The organism is Treponema ruminis, from assembly GCF_014201975.1.
GTDB lineage: Bacteria > Spirochaetota > Spirochaetia > Treponematales > Treponemataceae > Treponema_D > Treponema_D ruminis.
Genome location: NZ_JACHFQ010000003.1, coordinates 348,772 through 372,635 on the forward strand (window position 1 = coordinate 348,772; position 23,864 = coordinate 372,635).

Below are 23,864 nucleotides of genomic sequence, written 5' to 3' on the forward strand. Positions count from 1 at the left end.
TGCATTGCCGAAAATCGATTTTTTTTGGAAATAAATATGTGTACAAAGAGAGAAGCAAATCTCTTGTTCAGCATGAGAAGGAGTTCGGCCGGCTCTGACTTGTGCACATCTTTTATTTTGGAGAAAAATTATGAACCAGATGAATCAAATCTTGATCGAAGGAAGGGTTGTCCGTGACTGTCATGTAAAGGCAACTCCAAAGGGAACTCGGGTCTGCACCGTTCCAATCGCAACAAACCGCAGCTACAAGGACATGAATGGTGAATTCCAGACGGAGGTCGCTTTTTTCGACGTAGAAGCCTGGGGCGAAAATTTCAGCAGCCGAATTGCAAGAATGGCAACGAAAGGCCGCGGGCTTCGCGTAGTTGGACGTCTCAAACAGGAGCGATGGAAAACCCCGGAAGGAAAAAGCTTATCAAAAGTTTTCATTGTCGCAGAACATATTGATTTTCAGCCGGCAAAAATTGAAGAAAACGCCGAAGATGCTAAAAATGCAGCAGAACTTGCGGCAAAAGGAGTAATGGCTGAATCCCAGTCTGATTCTGGCGAAAATGAATTCCTGGATGGAGATGGAGGTGAAGCAGTCTTTTAGAAAAATCAAGGGCTAAAAAATAAGCACGCGACAGCAAGATAAAAGACTCCTCTGCCCGTGCTTGTTTTAGCCTTTGCTATTTATGCCACTTTTTAGAGCGGCCGCCTTTACCGCCTTTTCGCTGGTCATCGGCCCGGCCCCTGCCCCTTGAAGGAGAGCGGCTGATTCCGGCCTGCTTTTCGGCTTCGGCTTTTTCGTTCATGGCCTTGTAGATTTCCATCTTTTCAAGGCTGTAGAATCCGTTCTTCCAGTTGAAGCGCGATGACTCAGGAACCGGCTGTTTTTTTATCATCGAGGTAGAAATCATCTTGAGTTCCTGACGAGTAACCTTTGTTCGGGAGAAGTCAAGAAGAATTCGCTTGAAGCCGTCGCTGTTAAGCATGTCAACCTTGTCGGCAATTGAGAATGGAGCTTCCGGCATGACGACAGAGCCGTCAACAGTTGAGCTGACTTTGAAAAGAGTTTCTTCCTTGTCCTTGAAGTAAAGGAAGTCGTAGCTTTCTGGCAGGCGGAAACGCATGCGGAAGAGAGCCGGATATGCATAAACGGTAACAAGAACCCTGCTGCGGACATTTTCTTCCCAGGTCATCTTGAGGTTGTCCCATGAATTTTCGAGAGGCGTGATAAAGGCCCCGATATTCTGATTTTCAAACCAAGATGCAGCCCAGCGGTTGAAGGTGTAAAGGTAAGGTCCGCCAATCATGTTGACCTTTTTACCGCGGAGCATGGAAATGTGACCGATATTGTTTACTACGAAAGTTGAGTAGCCGTCTTCGATAAGAGCGTTCAAATCAGAAGCGAGCTGCTCTTCTTTTGAGGCCGGGCAATATGGGTCAAGGGAAATGATTATCTGCTTTTTCGAAATAGGAAGCTTTGTTTTTTTTTCGAGCAAATCAAATCTTGTTTCTGAGTTGAACTCGACAATCACGCGGACAGGATTCTTTGAGATTGCCTGGAACAAATCGGAAACCGTAGAAACCTGAATGTAGAGGCCCTCAGGGAAATAAGAAAGCTCGTTTTTGGCGACAGGCGTCAAATCCAAGACTGGAAGGACTTCGGCTCCCGGCTGCTGGCGGTACTTGCCTATGTCAGAAGGAAGAACCCTCGGATAGCGCTTGGACATAGCCTTAGTCTGCAAAAGATAAACGGAATCACCGCGCTTGAAGCCAAGAGGAACATCAATAAAGCGGCGGCCCTTTTCGTCTGTTGTGACCGTGCGGACCTTGTGGCTTACGCGGCCAGAATCGTCCTGGCGGTGCAGGCGGATTGAGTCTCCGACTTCCGGGTCATAGCTTCCGCCGGAAAGGTGAACCATTGTAATCTTGTAATCTTCAGGATTTGCGTCCGGGCCTGCAGCTTCGCGGGCCTTTTCTTTGGCTTGGTCGCTGGCCTGCTCGAACAAAGAGATTTTTCCGAGGTAAATTCCGGTTCCGCCGGCCTGATCAGGATTGAGGATGAGGCTTCCGGCCTTTTCTACGCCCTCTTCATTTGTCTTGAAGTTGTACCAGTAAGATGTTTTGGCACGGGCAAAATCAGTTGAAAGCATTCGCTTGGCAGTTGCAAGAGAACCTTTTTTGTCCTTTTCCCAGTTGTCCATGAGGTAACGGTAAGCCGCTACGACCGAACCAACGTATTCTGCACTCTTCATGCGGCCTTCGATTTTGAAAGACTCTACACCAAGCTGCATTAAATCAGGGATCTGTTCAATGAGCTGCAAGTCACAAGGAGAAAAATAATATCCCTGCTTTTCGCCATCGCTCTCAGAATCTACAGTATAAAAACGACGGCAGGCCTGTGTACACATGCCACGGTTGGCACTCTTTCCACCAAGGAAACTTGAGAAGAGACAGAGGCCCGACTCACTTACGCACAATGCGCCGTGTACGAAAATTTCAAGCTCTGCATTTGTGTGAGACTTGATGTATTTGATTTCTTCCAGGCCAAGCTCGCGTGCAACGACAACCCGCTTGAGGCCAGCCTTGCTCAAGAGATTGACTCCGGCTGCGCTCTCGACGTTCATCTGAGTTGAACCATGAAGCTCCAAATTCGGGAAAAACTCCTGGCACATGCGGATAACGCCCAAGTCCTGAACGATAAGGCCGTCAGGACCGATTTTGTTGAGATAAGAAAGGAAACGATAGAGACGCTCCAAATCACGCTCTTCGCTTACAGTGTTTACTGTGACATAGATTTTTTTGTTCTGGCGGTGAAGTGAAGAAACAGCCGCTTCAAACTGATTCCATGCAAAATTTGAGGTGCGGAGACGCGCATTAAAGCTTTTGAGACCAAGATAAACTGCGTCCGCACCTTCGCCGATAGCGGCATCAAGTGCCTCGATATTGCCGGCAGGTGCTAATAATTCAGACATTCTTTTATATTAGCACACTTTAAGGCAAATTGCTAGCTACTTTCCTCCATATGGATTCGAGCTGTTCTCGTAGCCTGGAGTAGCACCGGAAACCGTCACCTTGTTCTCGGTAAGCTTGTCGGTGACAATCCAGTCAGAGGCGTAACTTGCGATATATTTGGGAAGAGATGCCTCATCGGAATAGCTTTCTGCAATTTTCTTAACGTTCTGGCGCGAAATTGAACGGAAAATCGAAGAAGTCATTGAATCCGTGGAGACTGCATTTTCAGGCAGGGAACCTTCAGGCCATATTCCGAGGGAAAAGGCTTTTTCCGCATATTCGGTCATTGCCTTTTTGGGCCAGGCTTTTTTGCCCGACTGGCTTAAAAGAACGGCGTCTTTTATTTCTTTTGAAAGATAATCCCTGAGGATAAGAACATCCGTATTAGAGACAATTTTTTCATCTCCCCTTCTCCATAAATCCCGGGCTTCATCACAGCTTTCAAAGGCTTTTGAAAGGGAAAGAGTATCGTCAAGCTCGTCCACCGCATCTTCTTCCATGCCTTCGAGGACTTTTCCGTGCAGGGTGATGTATTCTCCCCTCTTTACGTCAATTGCCGGGAAAGAATATTTTTTTGCCTCACCGTTAGCGCTGCTGACATATTCAAGACCGAACAAATTGCCGGACTTTAAGACATAGAATTCGATAAATTCGACTGCTGATTTTGACTTGTTGTAGGTCGTGCGGATTTCGTTGAAGATAAGGCGGGCAGGATTTGCATTGTAGCCCAGGAATTTCTGGCTGAATTCAAGGCTGTTTCCCGTAATGTCATAAACAACCCCGGAAAAGACATAGGACTTGCCGACAGTCATATCCTCGGAAACTTCCACCTCAGCGCTTTTACCGTCCTCACTGTAGGAAATCACATTGGCTACGGCAAAAGCATTGTCTTCGTCAGAGCCAGGGAAAAGGGAGTCCTCAAAAGAACTTTCATCAGAAAGCTCATGGATGAAGATTTTGTCGAGGACAATTTTCTCGGAACAGGCTAAGGAAAGAGTTCTGCTTCCGGTGACAGAAAAGTCTTCTACTTCCGGAGCGGTCGTATCGGCGGGCAGGATTTCAATTCCCTCTTCCGTCAGGCGGCATGACACAGGAGCCACAAAAGCAAGGACTGCAATAATGATTCCGGCACAAATTAAAACAAGACCAAAAAACTGGTTGATGAAATTTTTTTTCATATTTTACCTCCTTTCATCTACATATTAATTGCCAAAAAAATTCGATTTTCGGCAATGCAAATGAAAGAAAGTCAGAAAAATCCAAAAAAAATTTTTAAAAAGTGCGGAATATTTAAGATTTTACCGGGAAATTAGACCTCGTAAAGTTTGATTTCGCGCTTTTCAAATGCTTCTCGGACCAGATCGTCAATCTCAAGTTCCTTGTAAATTCTCTGGGCTTCCTCAACACTTGAGCGAAGGACAGGATGGCGGGGGCTGAAAAGAACGCAGCAGTCCTCGTATGGCAGAATTGATGTTTCGTAAGTTCCGATTTCCTTGGCGATTTCGACGATTTCTTCCTTATCCGTGCCGACCAGAGGCCTTAAAAGAGGATACTCGGCCATGCTTTCTGTGCAGCTCATGTTTTCGATTGTCTGGCTTGCAACCTGCCCGAGACTTTCGCCCGTAATCAGGCAGCTTGCCCCGATCCGCTCTGCCAGCATGTTTGCGGCTTTCATCATGCAGAGGCGGAGCATGAGGGTCGTGTAATTTTCAGGAGACTTCTTTTTAATCTGCATCTGAACTTCGGTAAAGGGAATCGTGTTGATGTGAATTCTAAGTCCGTAGCCGCTCAAGATTTCTGCAAGGTGCTCGACCTTTTCGCGGGCTTCATCACTTGTGTATGGATAGGCGTGGAAATAAACGCAGTCAATTGTCATGCCGCGGCGCAGCATTCTGTAGCCTGCAACCGGGGAATCAAGGCCTCCAGAAAGAAGAAGAAGTCCCTTTCCACTCACGCCAACAGGCAATCCGCGGCGGCCTTTAGTTCTGTTTGAGTAAACGAAGCAGCGGTCACGAACCTCGACCATGATTACGACATCAGGATTTTTGACATCGACATCAAGTATTTTCTGATTGTAGGCAAGGCTTGAGCCTTCCGAGCAGATTCCGTAATGGTCATAAGGGAAAGACTTGTCGCTTCGGCGGGACTCAAGCTTAAATGTCTTTGCTCCGGCATCGCGGGCTTTAATGGCCTCATTCAAAACTTCCTGCTTGATAGCCTCGATATTTTTTTCGACAATGACGGCCTCAGCCCAGCCGGTGATTCCAATCAGGTGAGAAAGTGCAAATTCTACCCTCTCCTGAGCCTCTTCGTCACATTCAACATAAAGGCGGCCTGCCTGCAAGGTAACCCGGGCATTGACATCTTTAAGGTAAGCCTTGGTATTGCGGACAAGCTGCTTCTCAAATATCTTGATGTTAGAGCCCTTTAAAATAAGCTCGCCGATTTTTCCGATATAAAATTTGCTATATTCCATAATTTGCTCCGTAAATTGCTAATTAATAACTGTATTTCATCGACACGCTGACGTAGTTGTTTACGCTGTCGTAAAGCTGCTTTGCCCAGTTTTCCCGGGCTTCCTTAATTGCATTCTGCACATAAGATGATTTTTTCAAATCTTCCCATGACAAATAAGTGTTTCCACCGGCTGAGAATGTGCCGTCGTCATTTGCCGTGTAGTCCAGGCCGCCCCGGTAGAGGTGATTGTTCACTCCGTTATTTTTGATGTACTCGAAGGTGTAGCCTGCACAGAGGCTGAAGCGGCCGTATTTTGTGCGGGCAAAAGTGTATTCGGCATTTGCTCCCAGCTGAGCCACATACATTTTGTGCTCGCTGGTCATGAAACCGAGTTTTTCCCAGGCTGAATCGACATGACCGCCGCTGTCCTTGTCCGGTCTTGAAAACATCTGGCTCATATAAAGGGTTCCGTTTGTGGCGTAAGTTCCGCTTTTTGCAAGCATGTATTCAGCCGCCTCATCATCCGAGAAATCTTCAGCACCGTTGGCATGGCGGATGAAATTGCCGAAAAGATTGACCGAAAGATTCTTGTAAGGCTTCAATGTCGCTGTCAAAGAAATTTTATCAGAGTTCGGGTCGAGTGAAGAACCGATGTTGATTCCGCTGTTCGTGTAATTCTGGCGGTTCCAGGTTTTTCCTGTAAAGCCGCCTGAATTTGCGTCATCATACTGCCAGTGGGCGTAAACATAAGGCATGATTGCAGTATAATTGAAAGAAATTTTTGAGCATACTGAATCTTCAGGAGCATAAATCAGGCCGGACTGAAAGCCGAAGCGGAGTTTTGTGTCAAAATTGAATTTTAAAACCTCGTTCAGTTCAATGTCGTCAGCAAAAAAATCTGTAGCCCAGTTCAAGCCCTTGACCGGCTTGATTTCAAAAAGCAGGCCCATCTGAAGATTGTCGTTGGCACCGCCGATATTCTGAACCGCATAGTAGGGAGCCGGAGAAATGTATGAAAGATTATTATAGGGGCCGAAAATAATGTTTTCATAGTAAGTCAGGTTGAATTTTTCAAAAGCGTGCCATTTGAGGGCATGGAAAGCAAGATACTTGCCAGATTCCAGCCAGTTGTTTCCGTCTGTAGCCTCTTTTCCCATGTTTCTGGTGACGCCGATAGTCTCATAGGCCGAAGCATAGCTCCATTTTTCGCTTGTAGTGTTAAAAGTGATGTTGGCAGAATGATAGCCAGCATCATTCAAGGCAAGTCCGTCACCATGAAAGACTCCGAAACCAAGACGGTTCATGCCGCCGCTTCCGTAGACCCATTCATTTCCGACTGCAAGATTCATGTTCCAGTTGAGGTAAGCCGTAAGGGGACCTGCATCAACAGGGTCAAAAATTGAGTCTTCTTCCATAATTGTGTAAAGCGGAGAATGATCTGCAAAATCATTTTTCTGGCCGTAAATGCCGAATTTGTAGCCCACGCAGACCAAATCATGAAGGGCCGCATCGCCACCGATTCCAATTTCAGTGTGAAAATCCTTGTTTATCTTGTTTTCGGATTCTGAGTCAAATTTGTTTTTGCTGAATTTTGCACCGCCGGTCGCCTTAAAATACGGAGACCAGGGCTTTTCAAAAATCCGCTCGTACTCAGCTTTTGCCACTTCCACATCCTTTTCAGAACCATTTTCAATGACATCGTTGAGGATACGCTTGATGACGTTCACAGGATAAGGCCTGAGCTGGGGCAAGGTGCTCGTCAAAGCCCTGAGTTCCCAGACCTGGGCCTGATTATAGAAGGAATCGTTAATTTCAACGCTGGTCTGAGAAAATGCAAGATTAGCAAAGAAAAAAAGGGCGCAAGAGAGATAGAAAAATTTTTTCATTCAGATTTCCTATTAAAATTTAATAAAATTCAAGTTGAGGGCAGCTGCGACTTCAAATCCCTTAACATTTTCACCCTGCTGATTGTGTCTGTTGAAAATCATGACATAACTTGGCTGCAAGACAAAGGTCAGATAATCAGCCGGCTTGATGCTTGCACGAAGAGAAAGTCTGTTTACGTATTCAGGAGTACCGCTCGGACTTGCAAGTGACTGAAGGCTCTTTCGGTAACTCTGATTTTCCTCGCCCGCGTAAGTGTCCGGGAAAGGCCAGCTGTAAGCAGACCGGCTTCTGTCTCCAAGTTCTTTTCCATCATCAGGACGTTTTGATCCGCCCCAAACATCTGGATTGAAAACAGAAGAGCCTGAATATTCGCCCCGGGCCATGTAAAGATAAATCAAATCGACAGACCATTTTGACGGAACTTCATAGCCCATCTTCAACTCTGCGGAAATCGTGTCCGGACCGAAAGGAGAGCCCAGCCATTCGTAAAAGACTGAGTAATCGCCGATGTTTTCGCTGTAGGTGCGGACCATTGACCAGTTTGGACTTTCCTTTATGTAAAGATAAGGGTCTGCCCAGCTTCCTTCGATGGAGAAGCGGAATCTTCCCCCTGCGGCTGGAATGAAAAAGTCAGTGCCGCCCTGGAGTCCAAGTCCGTTTGGAGTGGAATCTTCCTCAAAATTGCTTGTCTCAAATGGAGTCTGGAACTGAGTCATTGCAAAAAGTCCGTAGAAGCGAAGGTTTCTGACCGGAGCAAACTGAAATTTTACGCCGAAATAGTCACAGGTGTGGGATTCAGTATCATCGGCAGAAGAATCGTAATCACGCCAGGCCGCAAAGCCATGGAAAACCGTCCAGGGATTCATGAAACGGAGCTCCATCGGCGCATAAACCAAAAGCCCCTCAAGGAAAGTGACCTGAAGTTTTTTGAAAAGACGGACGTCAATCTGATGGGCGTAGAGGTACTTGTCTACGTTGAACTGAGAAACAGAGCCTGTGTACTTGAAGACAGGATTGTAAAATTCCATCTGACCATAGGCGACGCCTGTAAGGTAGTCAGACCAGATCATTGAGCCTGTCAGAGTTTTTCCGACTGAGCGGGAGCCGCTTCCGAGCTGAAAACCGAAGCCAGTTTTTTCAGTCAGCATTTTGCCTGTTGAAAAATAGCCAGTGTCCGGGAATTCAATGTCAATCTGATCGGCAGCAAGGGGAACGTTTGTATAATTGTAATTGTGCAAAGTCATTCCCCGGTTCTGGGCAAGATAAGTGTCCATGCTGAGGGTGGCGTAATCACCGGCTGTAATTGTTGCAGGTGCATCCAAAAGAGGCTTTCTTGAATAGCGGTCAAAAACCCAGTCAATGTCCGAAGAAGACTTGCCGAAGCCCGAAATATTTAAGCTCGGCTCCATTCCGATTGAAAGAATGTCATAGCCGATTGAAAGTTTTGTTTCCTCATCAAAATATTCGAAAATCTTGTCGTATTCAACTTTTGAAGCTTCGCTCAGGGAATCATAATCAATTTCAGAAAGGTAAACTTTAAGTTCCTGAATTGAATATGGTGCGCAGTCTGCAAAATTCACGATGCCGGAATCAAGTGAAATCGCAAGAATCGAATCATAAATCCAGTGTCCGCAAGGAACAAGCTCCTGCTCTCCGCGGGCATAAATCGAAAAATGAAAAGTGAAAAGTGAAATCAATAAAAAGAAAAACTTTTTCATAAAAAACTCCTATTTTAGCGGGGAAGATTCTATTAACCTTTTGCCTTCCGGATCAGCATTGCCCGCTCATAACATTCTTCCAGACGCGGGGTAAGGGCTGAAATCTTCCATTTTTTGCCCCATTCCAGTGCTTCCTGAGACTTTTTTTTGCGCAGCTGCTGATTTTTAAGCAGTTCGATGACTTTATCGCTGAACTGGCCGACATCGTCACCAACCATGAAACCGCCGTGGTCTCCCTGCATGACATCAACAGTGCCGAGCTCGCCGATTGCAACAACCGGAAGCCCCGAAAGCATGGCCTCAACAGTGACAAGTCCCTGAGTTTCCGTTTTGCTTGGAAAGACAAAAACCTGAGCCTGTCTGTAAAAATAAGGCAGATCAGCAGAAGGAATGTAGCCTGCAAAAGCAACTGACTTTGACAGTTTTCTCTGCTCCGAAATCAACTTTAATTCATCAAGATATGGACCGCCGCCAACAAAAAGCAGGGCTGTTTTAGGCAGCTTTTTCTGCACGTTTTCAAGGACATCGAAAAGGAAGGAAAGATTTTTTTCTTTTACGATGCGGCCTACGAAAAGCAGGATTTTTTTACCCTTGAGCTGGGGACATTTTTTTGAAAGCTGCAGGCCGATTGCCGTCTGGCGGATGAGGGAATACTTTTCCCGGCTGTCTGGAATTCCTGTCGGAAGAATCTCAACTTGCTTTTGGATTCCATAATCATGAACGACCGAGGCAATTTTCTTGGTGGGGGCAATAATCAAATCAGCCCTTTTGAGATAGAATTTTACGACAGAACGGCCGATTCTGCGGAGACTTGCATCTGGAAGAAAATTCACATAATTTGCAAGGTAATCTTCCCACATCGTATGAAAAGTAAAGACAAAGGGAACGTGATAATGAAGGGCATAAAGGGCGCCGAAATAGCCTATGACCCATTCTGAATTTATATGGATTACGTCAGGCTGAAATTCCTTCATTGCCTTTTTGACCCGCCGCCATTTGTCAAAGCGGGCTACCCGGTCTTCTTTTGAAATTGCGCTGAATGACCATGAGGGTATACGCACAATCTTAAAGGGAGACTTTTCATCGCTGTCTTTTTCATCAAAAAAGGAACTGCGCTGCTGTTCTTCGGAATATTCGAGGCAAACGATGCAGACTGTGTGACCAAATTTCACAAGCTCGGTTGCATAGGAATGAACAGAAACTGTGACGCCGTTAATGCGAGGATAGTATGCATCAGTAAACATCGCGATTTTCATATAGTCTATAATTTTACCTAAAGAAGCGATACTGGGTCAACATCGTACTCAATATAAACTTCACCCGGAGCCTTGTAATTTTCTGCAAAGGTATGGGCCATGTACTGAAGAAGGGAGACTGAAGGACCGCGTAAAATAATCTGCTGGCGGTAATTGGCCGCGATTTTTGAAAGAGGACACTCGGCAGGTCCTAAGATTTCAGTGAATTTTGCAGATTCCTGGAATTTTGAGGGTCTGGCTAAAAGGCTGCGCAAAATCTGATGGAGAATCGAAGCCGCTCCGTTAGCTCCAGATAGGGCCTGCGCCTCAGATGGAGCGCGGAAAACCATGCGCAAGATTCTTGCAAAGGGCGGGAAAGAAAGCATCTGCCGGGTCTGGATTTCACTTTCGTAAAATTCCTCGGTTTTTCCGGCCACGGCATAGGCAATGGGGGCAGAATCCGGGCAATAAGTCTGAACCAAAACCTTTCCGTCGGGGAAAAAGCGGCCTGCCCTACCCGAAACCTGGGTAATAAGGGCAAAAGTTTTTTCTGCGGCACGGAAATCCGGCATGTGAAGGCCTGTGTCCGCAAGGATTACGCCGACCAGCTTGAGGTTGGGGAAATTGAGTCCCTTTGCAACCATCTGGGTGCCCAGCATGATGTCGTATTCGCCTTTTTTGAAGGCATCGATTTTTTCAGTCAGCTCGCCCTTGTGGGAAACTGAATCCGTGTCCACGCGGACTATGCGGGCGTTGGGGAATTTTGCCTTTACTTCGTTTTCGATGAATTCCGTGCCGAAGCCAGAATAGCCCACATCAAGGGAGCCGCACTCAGGACAGGATTGGGGCGGAGAAACTGAATATCCGCAGTAATGGCAGCGGAGGCGTTTTTCGGCCTTGTGAAAAGTGAGCGAAACCGAGCAGTTCTTGCACTTGAGCTCGAATCCGCAGGAATTGCAGCGGAAAAAGTGAGTAAAGCCGCGGCGGTTCAAAAAAAGTATTGTCTGCCTCTTTTCGGCCAGAGTTGCTTCAATTTCTTTCTGTAAGACAGGAGAAATCGCGCCGTCGATGGAAAGCCCTGTGAGGTTTACGCATTTGACCTGTGGCATGGCACCGCCTGCAAGACGCCGGGTGAGGACGTGCCTTTGGATTCCGCCTGATTTCATCATATTCCAGGCTTCAACGCTCGGAGTCGCGCTTCCCATGAGAAGGGGAATCTGCTTTCTGGCACAGCGGTACATTGCCACTTGCCTTGCGTGATAGCGGGGGGTATTCCCGGATTTATAGGAGCCGTCATGTTCCTCGTCGATTATAATCATGCCGAGGTCTGGAAGGGGAGCAAAAACTGCGCTCCTGGCTCCGATTACAATGCGGGCTTCCCGGTTCAAAATCCTACGCCACTCAGAAAGCTTCTGGCTGGGAGTAAGTCCTGAGTGAAGGACGGCAACAGTGTTCCCAAATCGCGAAGCGACAGCCTGTGTCACCTGGGGAGTAAGTCCGATTTCCGGGACAAGGTAAATCACGCCCTTTCCCTGCGCCAAAAGCCGTTCGCAAACCTGCATAAAAACTTCGGTCTTGCCAGTGCCGGTAGCACCATAAAGATAATGTAAGTTTGGGGCGTTGCTGGTAACTCCCGCAGAGGGGGTAGGCGGAAATGGCGAAGCCATTGCAGCCGAGGGGGAGACTTCCCCCTTTGCATTGCTAATTCCCAAAATCTCTTCCACCGCTTTTTGCTGCTCGTCACTCAAAGTGCGCGCCTTGGTGTCGGGAGTCTCTTCAAGGAAAGAAAAACCGCCCGCATCACTTTCACGACGGCCGCCCGGCAGCATCGAGGAAATTGCCTCGCCCACCGAGCAAAGATAATAATGGGAAATCCACTTCGCAAGCTCAATAATTTCACTGTCAAAAAGAGGCTCTTCGTCCAAAAGTCTGAGAATGGGCCGGATTTTAGCCTCTTCAACCGGACAGTCAGCAGGAAGGCTTTCACTTTCGCCGACGATAAAGCCCGTCATGCGGCGGTTTCCGAATTTCAAGTCCGCACGAAATCCCACCCGGCTTTTTCCGTCCGGATTTTCCAAGTCAAGGTAAGTGAAGGACTGGTTGAGAGGAATATTCAATACGACCTGAAGGAAGCGTTTCATTTACAATAATCAGGTTCGATTCCCAGAAGCACGTTCTTGAAGACTTTGAGGTCTTCCCAGGCCGGGCGCTTGTTCTCCGGGGCACGAAGAAGGGCGCTTGGGTGCCAGGTTGTGACGACAGGAATTCCCTTGAAGTCGAGAACCTGACCGTGCAGCTTCATCACGCCGTCATTTGTATGGAAGAGATTTTTGACCGCAACGCTGCCAGCACACAAAATCGCCTTTGGCTTTAAGGCCGCAATCTGGGCGTCAAGGAAAGGCCGGCAGGCATCGGCTTCTTCCGGCAGGGGATTACGGTTCATAGGCGGACGGCACTTTACGATGTTTGCAATATAACAGTTTTTGTCGCGGGAAAGTCCGATTGCGCCCAGCATTTTGTCCAGAAGCTGACCGGCAGGCCCGACGAAGGGCTTTCCCTGCTTGTCCTCTTCCTCGCCGGGGCCCTCACCTATTACTAGCACAAAGGGATTAGGAACGCCCATTCCCGGAACGACATTACGCCTGCCAGCACAAAGGCCACACCTCTTGCACTCAGAGATTTTCTTGTTGATGTGAGAAAGAGTTGAATCCGAAGCAAGCTCCGGCTGAGAAGAAGCCTGATTGCTACTTGCTGATTTCTCATTGCTGATTTCGGGATCATCTGAAAATTCAGGCACATCGCCTGCAAAATCAGGTGAAAAGTAGCCGCAGAGATTATCCGAGGCGGCTTTGAGCAGATTGTATATTTTAGTCTTTTCGTCTTTCGTCATTAAACGTGTCTCCTTTCGCCCTCAAAACTTACGCTGTAGAGGAAGAGGCCTGTTGGCGGAGCCGTGGGACCTGCCTTGCTGCGATCATGCGAATCCAAAACTTCCTTGAAATATTCAGGCTCCCTTCTGCTCTTTTCAAAGAAAATCAGGCTGCCAGTGAGGCTTCGGACCATCTTCCACAAAAAGGCGTTTGCCGTAATCTCAAAGACAATGACTTCCGGATTTTTTGGATCGGCATAAAAATGCGCGTCCTCAATGTAGCGGAAAGTCGAAAGGCTTGCATCCCCGGCCGCCGCAAAAGTAGCACAGTCAAGCTCGCCCCTCAAGTAGCCCGCCATTTTGTTGAGCTTTTCCAGGTCCGGCTTGTGGTGAATGGGCCAGACATAACGCATTTCGCTGGCAAAAGGATTGCCGGTGTGGATAAAATAGCGGTAAGTGCGGCTTGTGGCGGAAAATCTTGATGAAAAATCCTCGTCCACTTCCTTTGAGCCGACAATGCGGATATCATCCGGCAAAAATGCGTTTAGTGCCGGGACATAGCGCTCAGCAGGAATTGAGTCTATCGGAGAAAAAAAATTGGCCGTCTGGGCAAAGGCATGAACGCCCGAATCAGTTCGTCCGCTGCCAGTGAGTTTTACAGGCTGCTTGTGCAGTTTTTCAAGGGCAGCTTCGATTTCGCCCTGAACGGTTCGGACGGGCTTTCCAAGATCACTCTTGTCCTGCCTCTGCCAGCCGCAGAAATCCGTGCCGTCATAGGAGACTGTAAGAAGAATATTTCTCATTGCTAATTTCTCATGCTAATTGCTAATTATTCTTCGTCATCATCATCGTCACTGAAATCAATCGTGTTCGATTCTTTTATCAAGTCCGTGATTTTATCGTAGAGGTTTCGCGCGTTCTCCAGAAGAGGGCCTGGTTTTGCCTTTGAAGACTTACCCAAACCAAAGCCACGCGCAATGGCTCTTTTTGCCGCATCAAGTTTTTTATAGCGCAGGGGCAGATCATCTGTCTGGCCGTATTTGAATTCGAGCAGGCCGATCAGGTAAATCATGCCGTCATAGCCGTAGTTTTTATCGATGTCAGGACCGAAGTTGCTGACCGGAGAAAATGACTCAACCCGGCTCATCTCATTAATCATGGTCTGCTCATAGAAGAAAGTTGCCTTCTGATAGAACTGTTTTGCAATGTAATCATAGTTGTAGCCGGGAATTGTTTCGTTCAAATGATTGCAAATCCAGGCAAGGCGCAGGGAAATCATGGCGCGCTTGAAAGTCGGAGCATAAGCCAAATCTACCTTTTCATAGGAAAGAAGGGCCAGATAATACATGGCAGCGCCGTCCAAAAGATTTCTTTCGCGGGTCAGCTCATAATGAGGGAAAATTGCCTCAACCTTCTTTTTGCGGTTTTCGTCGTCGTCACGAAGGGCATCGATTGAAGCAGGATCCTTGATGTCCTCAAAGTCCTTCCACAAAAATGCAACATGACATCGCGGACAGGCACCAACGGCATAAATCAAAGGATAAACCGCACCATATTTTTCAGAAGGAATGTATTTTCTGTGAAGCTCATCGGTCAAGTCACCGGCGTTCATTCGTCCGCTGCCTGTGAGCATTTCTTCCTTTTCAAAAGGACGCTGACAGACCGGGCAGATACACTTGGTCTTGGACCAGTAAGAAAGTTTGGGCTTTTTATCAGGATCTTCTTCTTTTTTTGCAGATTTTCTGTACATCTTACACTCCCTTTTCTATTACTACAAATGATACAGCATATTCTTTTTCATGTGAAATGGAAACGAAGGTTTTTGACCCTTTTCCACACTTTTCTTCTATTATATCGGCAGTTTTTGACCCGAAAAAGAATTCCGGCCTGCCATTTTCGTCTTTTTTTATGCCAAAATCTGATAGTTCAAGACCCACAAAGCCAGTTCCAAGAGCCTTTGCAAAAGCTTCCTTGGCCGCGAAACGGGCTGCATAATGCTCGCAAAGAAAGTGAAGCCTTTTTTCAATCAGACTTTCTTCGACCTGGACAATCTCACATTCATTGAAAAACCTTTTGATCATCTCAGGATTTTTTACCCATTTTTCAAAACGAGAAACTTTGGCAATGTCAGTTCCAACTCCAAACATCATCGGTATTTAAGCTTCTCCGTCTTTTCTTCGAGGCTGCCGGCATTTTCAAGGACAGTAACCTTTTCTTCTTCCGGGCTTTCAGGAGCAGATTTTTGCTTTAAAGTGAAAGTAATCGGAATATTTTTGGTGTAGCCCTCGGCAAGTGAATAGCGCTTGGGCACTGAATAAGCAAGATCGATATAGAAGGTGCCGGCCGATGCAATATGAGAAACGTCTGCCGTAACGAAAGACTCAGGCGGCTTATAATTTTCCAGGGCCGCAAGGGAACCGTTGAGGGTAACCGTAACATCAGTAGTCATGGCGCGGATTTCAAGTTCCGGCGAAAGGTTTACGATTTTTACAGGAAGTTTCGTGAACTGCCTGCTTCCTTCAAGTTCTTCGATTTCAACAGTTACTGCGACTTCGATGTCATCATGCTTGATAAAAAGACCTTTCTGCTCCACCTTTGTTTTGACCGTGTAGCTTCTCTTTGCTCCGTTTGTCGTGACGTTCAGAGTTTTAAGGGGCTCGCAGTTGTCAATCATTGTCTTTGGGCCTGTGATTGCAATCTGGTCTGGAGAAACTGAAACTTTTTTGACATCATAACCGTAGGCAGCCTTGCCGCTTATAGAAGGAATGATATCAACATAGGAAGTGACTTCTTCTTCAACCCTGAGCCGTACAATTTCCGGCGTAACTTTAAGCTCAAGAGGATTGAGGATGCTGGCAGAATCCGAAAGAGTAATCAGGACAGGGAAATCATAGACTCCGTCTTTGTAAACGTAATTCAAGTCAAGATAAGCCTTTAGGTCACTTTCACGGACCTGGGCAAGTTCCTCGCCCTTTCCCCGGGCAGAAACGACGACAGTGCGGGGATGGGGTGCGACTGAAACGAAGCCGTTTTTTGACTCAACCGTGAGGGGAACGGAGAAAACCTTGCTGTCAACGCTCTGATTCTGGTAAATCACATAGAGAAAAAGAGCAATAACAAAACAAATCGCCTTGATATGCCAGTTTTCAATCAGTTTATCAAATACTTGCTTTGCTTTCATCGATTGTGTCCTCTATTGTGCGCTGGGCAGCAGAAACTCCGAGCAGATTTTCCAGCATTTTTGTGACCAGGCTGGGCTTTAAGTCGTAGTGAAGTTTTGAGTCGTAAGCAAGACTGATTGCGCCGGTCTCTTCTGAAACGACAAGTACGACGGCATCAGTAGTTTCGGCAAGACCAAGGGCAGCCCGGTGGCGGGTTCCGAAAGTCTTTCTGATGTCAAACTGCTCGCTCAAAGGAAGGAAACAGCCGGCCGCCAGAATTTTTCCGTTCTGAACGATGCAGGCGGCGTCATGAAGCGGTGTTTCATGACCGAAAATCGTGACCAGAAGGGCCGAAGAAATATCAGCATTGAGTTTTGTACCTGTTTCGATGATGTCATCAAGCCTGGTGTGGCGGGTAAAGACAACAAGCATACCTTTTTTGAGTTTTGAAAGGGTCTCAGCAGCAACGACTGCCGTATCAACATAAGTGTGGCGGGAGCGGTTGCCAAAGGTAAAAAGTTCATTCTGACCGATTTTAAGGAAAACCTTGCGCAGCTCAGGCTGGAAGATGATTGCAAAGGCAATTGCAAAGCCAGGAGCGAGCTTGTTCAAAATCCAAAGCAGGGTTGAAAGCTTAAAGAGGAAGGCAAAGGCGTAAAAAAGCGCGACCATGATCCCTGCCTTGATAATCTGCATGGCGTTTGTCTTGACGATAATCTGATACGCCTTGTAAAGCAGGAAAGTCATGATGCCCACATCGATAATAGGGCGAATAAGGTTCCAAACTGTTTGTAATCCGTCAAAAGCGTTCAATTAAATAGCTCCGCCAAATATTATAACTTATATTGCAAAATTTAACCACAGATTAAGGCAGATTGACAGAGATTATTTTTTGCTCACCTGGCTCAGAATCTTAAGAGTATCGACATGTTCCTTTACGTCGTGCACGCGGATCATTGAAGCCCCTCTCTCCACCGAAAGCAAGTCCGCCGCAAGAGTGCCTGAAAGACGGTCTGCAACTTCCCGGCCGGTCGCCTGACCGATACAGGTTTTGCGGGAAAGGGCCATGAGAAGGGGATATTTTCCTTCCAGAAATTCACCGCAGCGGCGGATAAGCTCAAAATTGTCATCCATATTCTTTCCGAAGCCGATTCCCGGGTCCAGCCAGATTTTTCCGCCTTCAATTCCGGCTGCAAGGGCAAATTCCACGCGGGCCTCAAGATATTCGTTCACTTCGTCAAAAACATTTTCATAGACGGTGTTTTTCTGCATGGTCGAAGGATTTCCCCGCTTGTGCATCAAAATCACGGGAATTTTTACCTGAGCACAGAAGGGAGCCAGTCTTTCATCGTCTTCAAGGGCAGAAATATCGTTGAGGATATCGGCTCCGGCCTCAAAAGCAGCCTTCATGACTTCAAATTTTCGGGTATCGACAGAAATCGGAATGTCAGAAACTTTACGCACTCCCTCAATGACAGGAATGACCCGGCGGATTTCTTCTTCTGCGCTAACATATTCACTTCCGGGCCGGGTAGATTCACCGCCAATGTCAAGAAGGTCAGCACCTTCATCAATCAGGCGAAGGGCGTCATCAACACCGCCTCGGCTTTTGTCAAAAAAAGAATCAGGAGTCGCATTCACGATTCCCATAACAAAGGCTGGCAATTCAGTGGTAATAGTACGATTTTTTAAATTCAGGCTTTTCATGATGAAAAGAGATTATCACCGATAGACTAACTAGGCAAGAAGATTAGCCACGATTTTTCGCGCAGAAAGACCTGCATCACTTAAGACCTCAGCCCTAGTTCCCTGGCCAAAGAATTTTTCCGGGAAAGCGAAAACCTTTACGTTCTTGAAATCATGCTCAAAAAGAAGGTTCTCAATGTACTCGCCCACTCCGCCGGTCTTAACTCCATCCTCAATCACGGCAACTTCATCATAATTTTTTGCAAGAGAAAGGAAGTAATTTTCGTCGAAAGGCTTGATAAAGCGGAGGGAATAAATATCAGTGTTAACTCCCTTCTGAAGAAGATTTCGGGCCGCAATCAAACTTTCATCAAAAATGCCGCCAGTGCAGACTAAGAGCATTTTTTTGGCAGAAGAGCCCTCAGAAGCCGCAGATTCATCAAAATCAAGGCTGAGGTTTGGAGCAAAGTCAGAATTTTTAAGCAGGACTCCCCGCCCCTCTTTTAACTCGCCCTCAAATGGAGCAAGCTCGCTTGGGCAGGAAAGCTTTGGATAGCGGATTGCAACAGGTCTTTTGGCGTTCACAGCCCACATGAGGCAGAGGCTCAAGTCAAGGGCAGTCGCAGGAGAAAGAATGGTCATGTTCGGAACCGGACGAAGCAAGGCTATGTCAAAAATGCCCTGATGAGTCTCACCGTCCTGGGGAACGGCACCGGCCCGGTCAAACATAAATACTACATGATGATTTGAAAGGGCTACATCATGAATAATCTGGTCAATCGCACGCTGAATGAATGTGGAATAAATCGCAACAATTGGAATCATTCCGCCGCAGGCAAGTCCGCCGGCAAAAGTAACCGCATGTTCCTCGGCGATTCCAACGTCATAGAAGCGGTCCGGGTAATGGCGGGCAAAGGTGTCGAGGCCTGTTCCCTTTGACATGGCAGCCGTAATGGCCATGATTTTATTGTTTTTCTGGGCAAGAGCCATGAGGGTGTTATTGAAAGCCTCGGTAAAGCTTAAGGTGTCGAATTTTTCCATCTTGCCGTCTGAAATCTGGAAGGGACCGACACCGTGGAAGCTGGAAGGATCATTTTCGGCAGGAGAATAGCCCTTGCCCTTTTTGGTGAGGATGTGAACGATAACAGGCTTGGGAAGACGGCGTACACGACGAAGATTGTCTTCAAGTTCCTTGATATTGTGACCGTCAAGGGGACCGACATACTCAAAGCCCAGGTCCGCAAAGAAATTATTGCTCAAAAACATGCCTTTAATGGCACGCTTGAATCTGTAAATGAATTTTCCGATGTGGCTTTTTGAATTCGGGATTTTATCAACGATGCCGTCAACGAAATACCTGAAGCGCTGGTAAAAGCCGGTCATTGTGAGCGAGCTTAAATAACGCGAAATCGCACCGTTGTTTGGAGAAATCGACATCTGGTTGTCATTTAAAACGATGATAAGGTTTTTGGAAAGCTGACCTGCATGGGCCAGAGCCTCGTAAGCAAGACCGCCAGTTAAAGCTCCGTCGCCGATGACTACGACAACCTTGCGGCTTTTTGGCTTACGGCCTAAAGCCCTCTGTTCTTCTTCGATTTTATCCCAGGCCGCAAGAAGACCAAGCCCCTGGGAAATTGAAGTGGAAGAATGACCGTTATCAAAATAATCATGAGGGCTTTCATCACGGCGAGTGAAGCCTGAAATGCCGCCGTGCTTTCTGAGAGAAGAAAAATCTTTATAACGCCCCGTCAAAAGTTTGTGAGTGTAGCACTGATGGCTTACATCAAAGATAATCGCGTCCTCCGGGCTTTCAAAAACCCGGTGAAGAGCCAGGGTAAGCTCAACCACGCCCAGATTGCTGGCAAGATGACCGCCGTTTTTTGCGACGGTTTCGATTATCCGCTTTCGTATTTCATCACATAGCTTCGGCAAGTCTTTTTCCGAAACTTTTTTTAAGTCAGACGGAGATGTAATTTTTGAAAGAATCGTAATCGTTCTCCATAAAAAAAAGACCGCTGAAAGTCATAAAACTTTGGCGGTCTCTTTTGACAAAGAATGAATAGCTTTTTAGCTAAATCGCTGTCAAACTATTACTTACTCTTATGTCGGTTTCGTCTAAGCATCTTCTTTCGCTTATGTGTTGCAATCTTCTGACGCTTTCGTTTTTTTCCACAAGGCACGATGGCACTCCTTAGTCTCGATTTAGATTTATTATCAACAAAAACAGCTCTTTCGTCAAGGGCAGTTTGTTTTGTCCTTATTTATCTTCAATCCGGCGGTACTGAACCTCAGAATTGAAAAGCTGTTTAGCGGCGAGGGAAACGACCTTTCCGTCATTCTCTTCGATACGCTCATCTTTAACCATAGCCAGCTGATAAGCACGGTGGCTTGCTGCAACTGTGGCCTCATAAATGTTACCATTAAACTTTACGGTCTTTTCCAAAGGAAAAATCATTATATAACTACCCCTTAAAGTGATTAGTATATTCTATAAGAAGATGCGTTTTATGTCAATAAATCGATTTCCAAATCATTTTATTTTCTTCGATTACATAAGAAATTTTTCCAGCCTCGTACAAGCCGCTGAGATAGGAGCGGAGGGTGCTTCCGATAAGGCAGTACTGGCTGGTCTTCAGCGTGATGTTGCTCCGGTCGGCTACGGCTTTCAAAAGTTCTTCCATCGTTTTGGGCTTTTTCAGCTCGTCAATAATCATGTCCTCGGTCTCAAGAATTGCAAGCAGGTTGAGTTCGGCAATTCCTTCGATTTCACTAACAATATCGCCGTGCCCCGGAATGTAAAAATCAGCGTCAATCTTGGAAATTTTAAAAAGGGAGTCTTTTGTTTTTGTTTCGTCCAGCAGATACTGAATCCAGTGCTTTTTTATTGAATTCCTGCCTGAAAGGACGTCGCCTGCAAAAAGAACGCTCTTTCCGTCCGTGTCAGTAAGCAAAAATCCCACCTGATCAAGATAGTGCCCCGGAAGAGAAATCACTTTGAGGGAAATTTTGCCCTCTTTACAAGGAAGCTCGATTTCTTCCTCTCCGTCAAAAACCCGGTCAACCTTACAGGCTTCCGCAAGAAGATATTTTGAGCGAATGTCATGAATCGGAGTGCCGCCCCAGACCAGCTGAGTCTCAATGTCAGGGAATTCCATGAGATAGGCCTCACCCTTTGAAGCCCAGACCTGGCAGCGGCTATTCCTCACAAGAAAGGAATTGCCGCCGCAGTGGTCAGCATGGGAATGAGTGTTCAGGATTACTTTGAGTTTGTAATCAGAAAAATTCTCGCGGATAAAATCAAGAATTCTGGCCCCGTTTGTCTCATCATTCCCGGAATCAACGATATAAATGCACTTCTCCCCAGCCCTATCAACAAACTGAATGAATCCCAGGTTTGTAGGCATTTTGAAATAAGAAATATGAGCTGTAAGATTCACAAGCTGTTCATTTGTAACTGACAATAATTTTTCCTCATCATAGTTTTAAGCGTTAGGGATTGTAGCACCTGCGAAGCAGTACCGCTTGCGGTATGGAGCGCGGTTAGCGCGGAAGTGCGAAAAGCCCGCCCCGAAGGGGAACGCCCTACTGCTAACTGCACATTGCTAATTGCTAATTATTACAGGCTTTTCCGAATATCCGTGATAATCAGCTGGGGAGTTTCCACGCCGTTATAGCAGTTTCGCCCCACCTGATACAGAACGTCAACATTATCACCCTTGTCAAAGTCGCGGTGAAGGCTTTCTGCTCCTCCCCAGAACATCGCAGGCCACTTGGTCTTTCCCAAATCGAACGTGAGCTTAAGGTGCTGGCGCTCGGTCTTTCCGATGACGGCCGCGTCACAAATACGAAGGTTGCGGCTCATAAAGGTAAGCTCGCGGTTTTCTTCTCCGTAAGGCTCAAAATCATCAACGATAGTAAGCAAATCAGGCTTGAGGTAATCGTTGGGGATTTCAGCATCGATGTTGATCTGCTCGGCTTCGGAATTTGAAAGCTCAATCTGAGGGGCAAATTTGTCCAGTGCCGCAAGGAATTCAGGCAGCCGGTCTTTTTTGAAGGTAAAGCCCGCCGCATAAGCGTGACCGCCGTAACTTACAAAGAGATCAGCCATTTTGTCCAGCAGGGAAAGGACCTCAAAGCCCCTGCAGCTTCGCATTGAGCCGATTGCGTTTTCGTCAACGAATGTGATTGCCATCGAAGGAATGTCGTAGAGATTGACCAGCTTGCCTGCAATCGTGCCCGAAACACCCCGGTTGATTTTCTGCTGGCCTGAATCATCGATAATAACGCAGAGTTTTCCGCCGTATTTTTGAATGCTGTCCTTGGCCTGAAGTGCCGCAAAATTCCAGCCCTCTGAGCCCAGAGCCTTGCGCTCATTGTTCATGGCAATGATTTTCTGGGCGATTTCAGTGCGCTTAGCTGCGTCTTTTTCCAAAAATAATTCCAGACCGATTTCCGGCTGACCCAGACGGCCTGTCGCATTCAGGGCAGGATTTATGTTCCATGACAAGTCAGTCGCGTTAATCCGTTTTCCGAGCAAGCCCTGCATTGAAAGAAGCTCACGCAAGCCTTCGCGGGCATTTCCCTTGTTCATTGAAGCGATTCCGTGGCGGATGAAAATGCGGTTTTCGTTTTTGAGCGGCATGATGTCCGCAAGAGCCGCAAGCGCCACAAGCTGTAAGTCACGCTCATTTGCCTTTGCATAAGAAGGGAACTGTTTTGAAAGCTGGGCGTTTACAAAAGTGACGAATATATTGAAGAAACCTTTGATTTCTGAATTCTGCTCCGGGTTGTAGCGGGCCAGTTTTGACTTTGACTTGAGGGAAGAAAGGGATTCTGCTGCCATCGAAGGGAAAACTTTTGCAACCTCGCCCCGTAAGTCCATAAAGTTGAACTCTGCCCCGCTTCCGAAAATCTGGGCAAGCAAAGAAGACGTTGTCTTTTCATCCCAGACAAAAATCTGCTGGCCGCGAAGAAAGTCCACCAGCCTGGTGTCGGAAATTGAAGTTCCGGCGCGGACAGTAACTTTTAGGCTGCCTTTTTCGACAAGATTCTGCAATTTGAGGACTTCAATCGTGCACTCATCGCCGTTTGCAGAAGCTGTTGCCGCTAAAAGTGCGACCTCGTTCTTGTAAAGCCCGCTTGCCGCAAAGCGCAGGGCCGAAACGACCTTGTAAACAACGGCACAGCCGGAAATGTCTTTAAATGGATAGCCAGAATCCTCGCACTTTGGATTTACGATGATTGCAGGACTTGGAAGAACTTCAGGCGGCGTGTGGTGGTCGATTACGATTACGTCCATGCCTTTTTGAGTGGCGTAGGCGATTTCCTCGACATTGGAAATTCCGCAGTCAACTGTAATTACCAGGGAGCCGAAATTTTTCTCGAATTCGTCGACGGCATTTTTGTTGAGGCCGTAGGGGTCAGTTCCGCCGGGGAGCCGCCAGCTTACGTTGATTCCAAGTGAAGTGAGGCAGTCATAAAGAAGGGCTGTGGAAGTGATTCCGTCAACGTCACGGTCACCGAAAATCAAAACGTTCTCGCCCTCATCCTTTGCCTGAAGAATTCTGTCAACTGCATCTTCCATGTTGGCAAAAAGAAAGGGATTGTGCATGAAGCGAAGGTCATCTTCCAGAAAGAACTGAACGTCCCCTCCTTCTGTTATTCCACGGCGGGCCAGAATTGAAGCCGTGAGCGCATTCACGCCGAATTTATCATATAAAGCGCTGACATCCTCGCGCGAAATTCTCTTTTTAATCCAGTTTTTCATGATTTTTCCGCCTAGAGAATATCATAAATCAAAAAAAATATAAACCACAGACAGAAAGTTTAAAATAACATAAAAAAGAATTTG

At 46.8% G+C, this 23,864-nt stretch carries 19 protein-coding genes; 1 reads left to right on the top strand and 18 read right to left on the bottom strand.

The genetic code is table 11. The features are described from left to right. Nucleotides 1–130: 130 nt before the first annotated feature. Nucleotides 131–592, top strand: coding sequence for a single-stranded DNA-binding protein (locus tag HNP76_RS05915; RefSeq protein WP_184658457.1), 462 nt, complete (start codon nt 131–133; stop codon nt 590–592). A 76-nt stretch (nt 593–668) separates the two neighbouring features. Here HNP76_RS05915 and HNP76_RS05920 read toward each other — a convergent pair whose 3' ends face one another. The 18 genes from HNP76_RS05920 to recJ all read right to left on the bottom strand — a co-directional run bounded on the left by HNP76_RS05920 (nt 669) and on the right by recJ (nt 23,780). Continuing rightward, complete coding sequence (locus HNP76_RS05920) at nt 669–2,960, bottom strand: peptidase U32 family protein (RefSeq protein WP_184658459.1); 2,292 nt, start codon at nt 2,958–2,960, stop codon at nt 669–671. A gap of 36 nt (nt 2,961–2,996) precedes the next feature. Continuing rightward, nucleotides 2,997–4,178 carry a lipoprotein TP_1001-related protein gene (locus HNP76_RS05925; RefSeq protein ID WP_184658461.1) on the bottom strand — a complete coding sequence of 394 codons (1,182 nt, stop codon included), beginning with the start codon at nt 4,176–4,178 and terminating at the stop codon, nt 2,997–2,999. Nucleotides 4,179–4,309: 131 nt separating this feature from the next. After that, nucleotides 4,310–5,476: a tRNA uracil 4-sulfurtransferase ThiI gene (thiI, locus tag HNP76_RS05930; protein WP_184658463.1), complete on the bottom strand. Its 1,167-nt coding sequence runs from the start codon at nt 5,474–5,476 to the stop codon at nt 4,310–4,312. A gap of 22 nt (nt 5,477–5,498) precedes the next feature. Then, on the bottom strand, nt 5,499–7,343 hold the full coding sequence (locus HNP76_RS05935; RefSeq protein WP_184658465.1) for a hypothetical protein: 1,845 nt from the start codon (nt 7,341–7,343) through the stop codon (nt 5,499–5,501). Nucleotides 7,344–7,355: 12 nt separating this feature from the next. Further along, on the bottom strand, nt 7,356–9,062 hold the full coding sequence (locus HNP76_RS05940) for a hypothetical protein (RefSeq protein ID WP_184658467.1): 1,707 nt from the start codon (nt 9,060–9,062) through the stop codon (nt 7,356–7,358). A 32-nt stretch (nt 9,063–9,094) separates the two neighbouring features. Next, nucleotides 9,095–10,318 (bottom strand): glycosyltransferase, encoded by a 1,224-nt coding sequence (locus tag HNP76_RS05945; RefSeq protein WP_184658469.1) that lies wholly within the window; start codon nt 10,316–10,318, stop codon nt 9,095–9,097. Between the two features lie 17 nt (nt 10,319–10,335). Continuing rightward, nucleotides 10,336–12,438, bottom strand: a complete 2,103-nt coding sequence (gene priA / locus HNP76_RS05950; protein ID WP_184658471.1) for a replication restart helicase PriA — start codon at nt 12,436–12,438, stop codon at nt 10,336–10,338. Beyond that, complete coding sequence (locus tag HNP76_RS05955; protein WP_184658473.1) at nt 12,435–13,187, bottom strand: uracil-DNA glycosylase; 753 nt, start codon at nt 13,185–13,187, stop codon at nt 12,435–12,437. The genes priA and HNP76_RS05955 overlap by 4 nt, the downstream gene beginning before the upstream one ends. Continuing rightward, on the bottom strand, nt 13,187–13,969 hold the full coding sequence (gene truA, locus HNP76_RS05960; protein WP_184658475.1) for a tRNA pseudouridine(38-40) synthase TruA: 783 nt from the start codon (nt 13,967–13,969) through the stop codon (nt 13,187–13,189). Before truA ends, HNP76_RS05955 begins: the two co-directional genes overlap by 1 nt. A 26-nt stretch (nt 13,970–13,995) precedes the next feature. Beyond that, nucleotides 13,996–14,916, bottom strand: a complete 921-nt coding sequence (locus HNP76_RS05965; RefSeq protein WP_184658477.1) for a DUF2225 domain-containing protein — start codon at nt 14,914–14,916, stop codon at nt 13,996–13,998. Nucleotide 14,917: 1 nt separating this feature from the next. After that, nucleotides 14,918–15,316: a holo-ACP synthase gene (gene acpS / locus HNP76_RS05970; RefSeq protein WP_184658479.1), complete on the bottom strand. Its 399-nt coding sequence runs from the start codon at nt 15,314–15,316 to the stop codon at nt 14,918–14,920. Continuing rightward, a complete protein-coding gene (locus HNP76_RS05975) occupies nt 15,313–16,347 on the bottom strand; it encodes a CdaR family protein (RefSeq protein ID WP_184658481.1) in 1,035 nt (344 codons plus the stop codon). The genes acpS and HNP76_RS05975 overlap by 4 nt, the downstream gene beginning before the upstream one ends. Next, nucleotides 16,325–17,140 carry a diadenylate cyclase CdaA gene (gene cdaA, locus HNP76_RS05980; protein ID WP_184658483.1) on the bottom strand — a complete coding sequence of 272 codons (816 nt, stop codon included), beginning with the start codon at nt 17,138–17,140 and terminating at the stop codon, nt 16,325–16,327. Before cdaA ends, HNP76_RS05975 begins: the two co-directional genes overlap by 23 nt. Before the next feature lie 72 nt (nt 17,141–17,212). Continuing rightward, nucleotides 17,213–18,034, bottom strand: a complete 822-nt coding sequence (gene folP / locus HNP76_RS05985; RefSeq protein WP_184658485.1) for a dihydropteroate synthase — start codon at nt 18,032–18,034, stop codon at nt 17,213–17,215. Nucleotides 18,035–18,064: 30 nt separating this feature from the next. Beyond that, on the bottom strand, nt 18,065–20,005 hold the full coding sequence (dxs, locus tag HNP76_RS05990) for a 1-deoxy-D-xylulose-5-phosphate synthase (protein WP_184658569.1): 1,941 nt from the start codon (nt 20,003–20,005) through the stop codon (nt 18,065–18,067). Between the two features lie 265 nt (nt 20,006–20,270). Then, entirely contained in the window at nt 20,271–20,468 is a 198-nt protein-coding gene (locus HNP76_RS05995) for a DNA-directed RNA polymerase subunit omega (RefSeq protein WP_184658487.1), read from the bottom strand. Between the two features lie 55 nt (nt 20,469–20,523). Then, on the bottom strand, nt 20,524–21,474 hold the full coding sequence (locus tag HNP76_RS06000; protein ID WP_184658489.1) for an MBL fold metallo-hydrolase: 951 nt from the start codon (nt 21,472–21,474) through the stop codon (nt 20,524–20,526). Nucleotides 21,475–21,629: 155 nt separating this feature from the next. After that, nucleotides 21,630–23,780 (bottom strand): single-stranded-DNA-specific exonuclease RecJ, encoded by a 2,151-nt coding sequence (recJ, locus tag HNP76_RS06005; RefSeq protein ID WP_184658491.1) that lies wholly within the window; start codon nt 23,778–23,780, stop codon nt 21,630–21,632. Nucleotides 23,781–23,864 lie beyond the last annotated feature (84 nt).

Bases quoted from the DNA above. Each gene is read 5' to 3' on its own strand.
- folP (WP_184658485.1), bottom strand. From the start codon at position 18,034: ATGAAAAGCCTGAATTTAAAAAATCGTACTATTACCACTGAATTGCCA.
- HNP76_RS05955 (WP_184658473.1), bottom strand. From the start codon at position 13,187: ATGACGAAAGACGAAAAGACTAAAATATACAATCTGCTCAAAGCCGCC.
- HNP76_RS05995 (WP_184658487.1), bottom strand. From the start codon at position 20,468: ATGATTTTTCCTTTGGAAAAGACCGTAAAGTTTAATGGTAACATTTAT.
- HNP76_RS05920 (WP_184658459.1), bottom strand. From the start codon at position 2,960: ATGTCTGAATTATTAGCACCTGCCGGCAATATCGAGGCACTTGATGCC.
- HNP76_RS05940 (WP_184658467.1), bottom strand. From the start codon at position 9,062: ATGAAAAAGTTTTTCTTTTTATTGATTTCACTTTTCACTTTTCATTTT.
- HNP76_RS05925 (WP_184658461.1), bottom strand. From the start codon at position 4,178: ATGAAAAAAAATTTCATCAACCAGTTTTTTGGTCTTGTTTTAATTTGT.
- HNP76_RS05915 (WP_184658457.1), top strand. From the start codon at position 131: ATGAACCAGATGAATCAAATCTTGATCGAAGGAAGGGTTGTCCGTGAC.
- acpS (WP_184658479.1), bottom strand. From the start codon at position 15,316: ATGATGTTTGGAGTTGGAACTGACATTGCCAAAGTTTCTCGTTTTGAA.
- HNP76_RS05935 (WP_184658465.1), bottom strand. From the start codon at position 7,343: ATGAAAAAATTTTTCTATCTCTCTTGCGCCCTTTTTTTCTTTGCTAAT.
- HNP76_RS05945 (WP_184658469.1), bottom strand. From the start codon at position 10,318: ATGAAAATCGCGATGTTTACTGATGCATACTATCCTCGCATTAACGGC.
- recJ (WP_184658491.1), bottom strand. From the start codon at position 23,780: ATGAAAAACTGGATTAAAAAGAGAATTTCGCGCGAGGATGTCAGCGCT.
- priA (WP_184658471.1), bottom strand. From the start codon at position 12,438: ATGAAACGCTTCCTTCAGGTCGTATTGAATATTCCTCTCAACCAGTCC.
- HNP76_RS05965 (WP_184658477.1), bottom strand. From the start codon at position 14,916: ATGTACAGAAAATCTGCAAAAAAAGAAGAAGATCCTGATAAAAAGCCC.
- thiI (WP_184658463.1), bottom strand. From the start codon at position 5,476: ATGGAATATAGCAAATTTTATATCGGAAAAATCGGCGAGCTTATTTTA.
- truA (WP_184658475.1), bottom strand. From the start codon at position 13,969: ATGAGAAATATTCTTCTTACAGTCTCCTATGACGGCACGGATTTCTGC.
- HNP76_RS05975 (WP_184658481.1), bottom strand. From the start codon at position 16,347: ATGAAAGCAAAGCAAGTATTTGATAAACTGATTGAAAACTGGCATATC.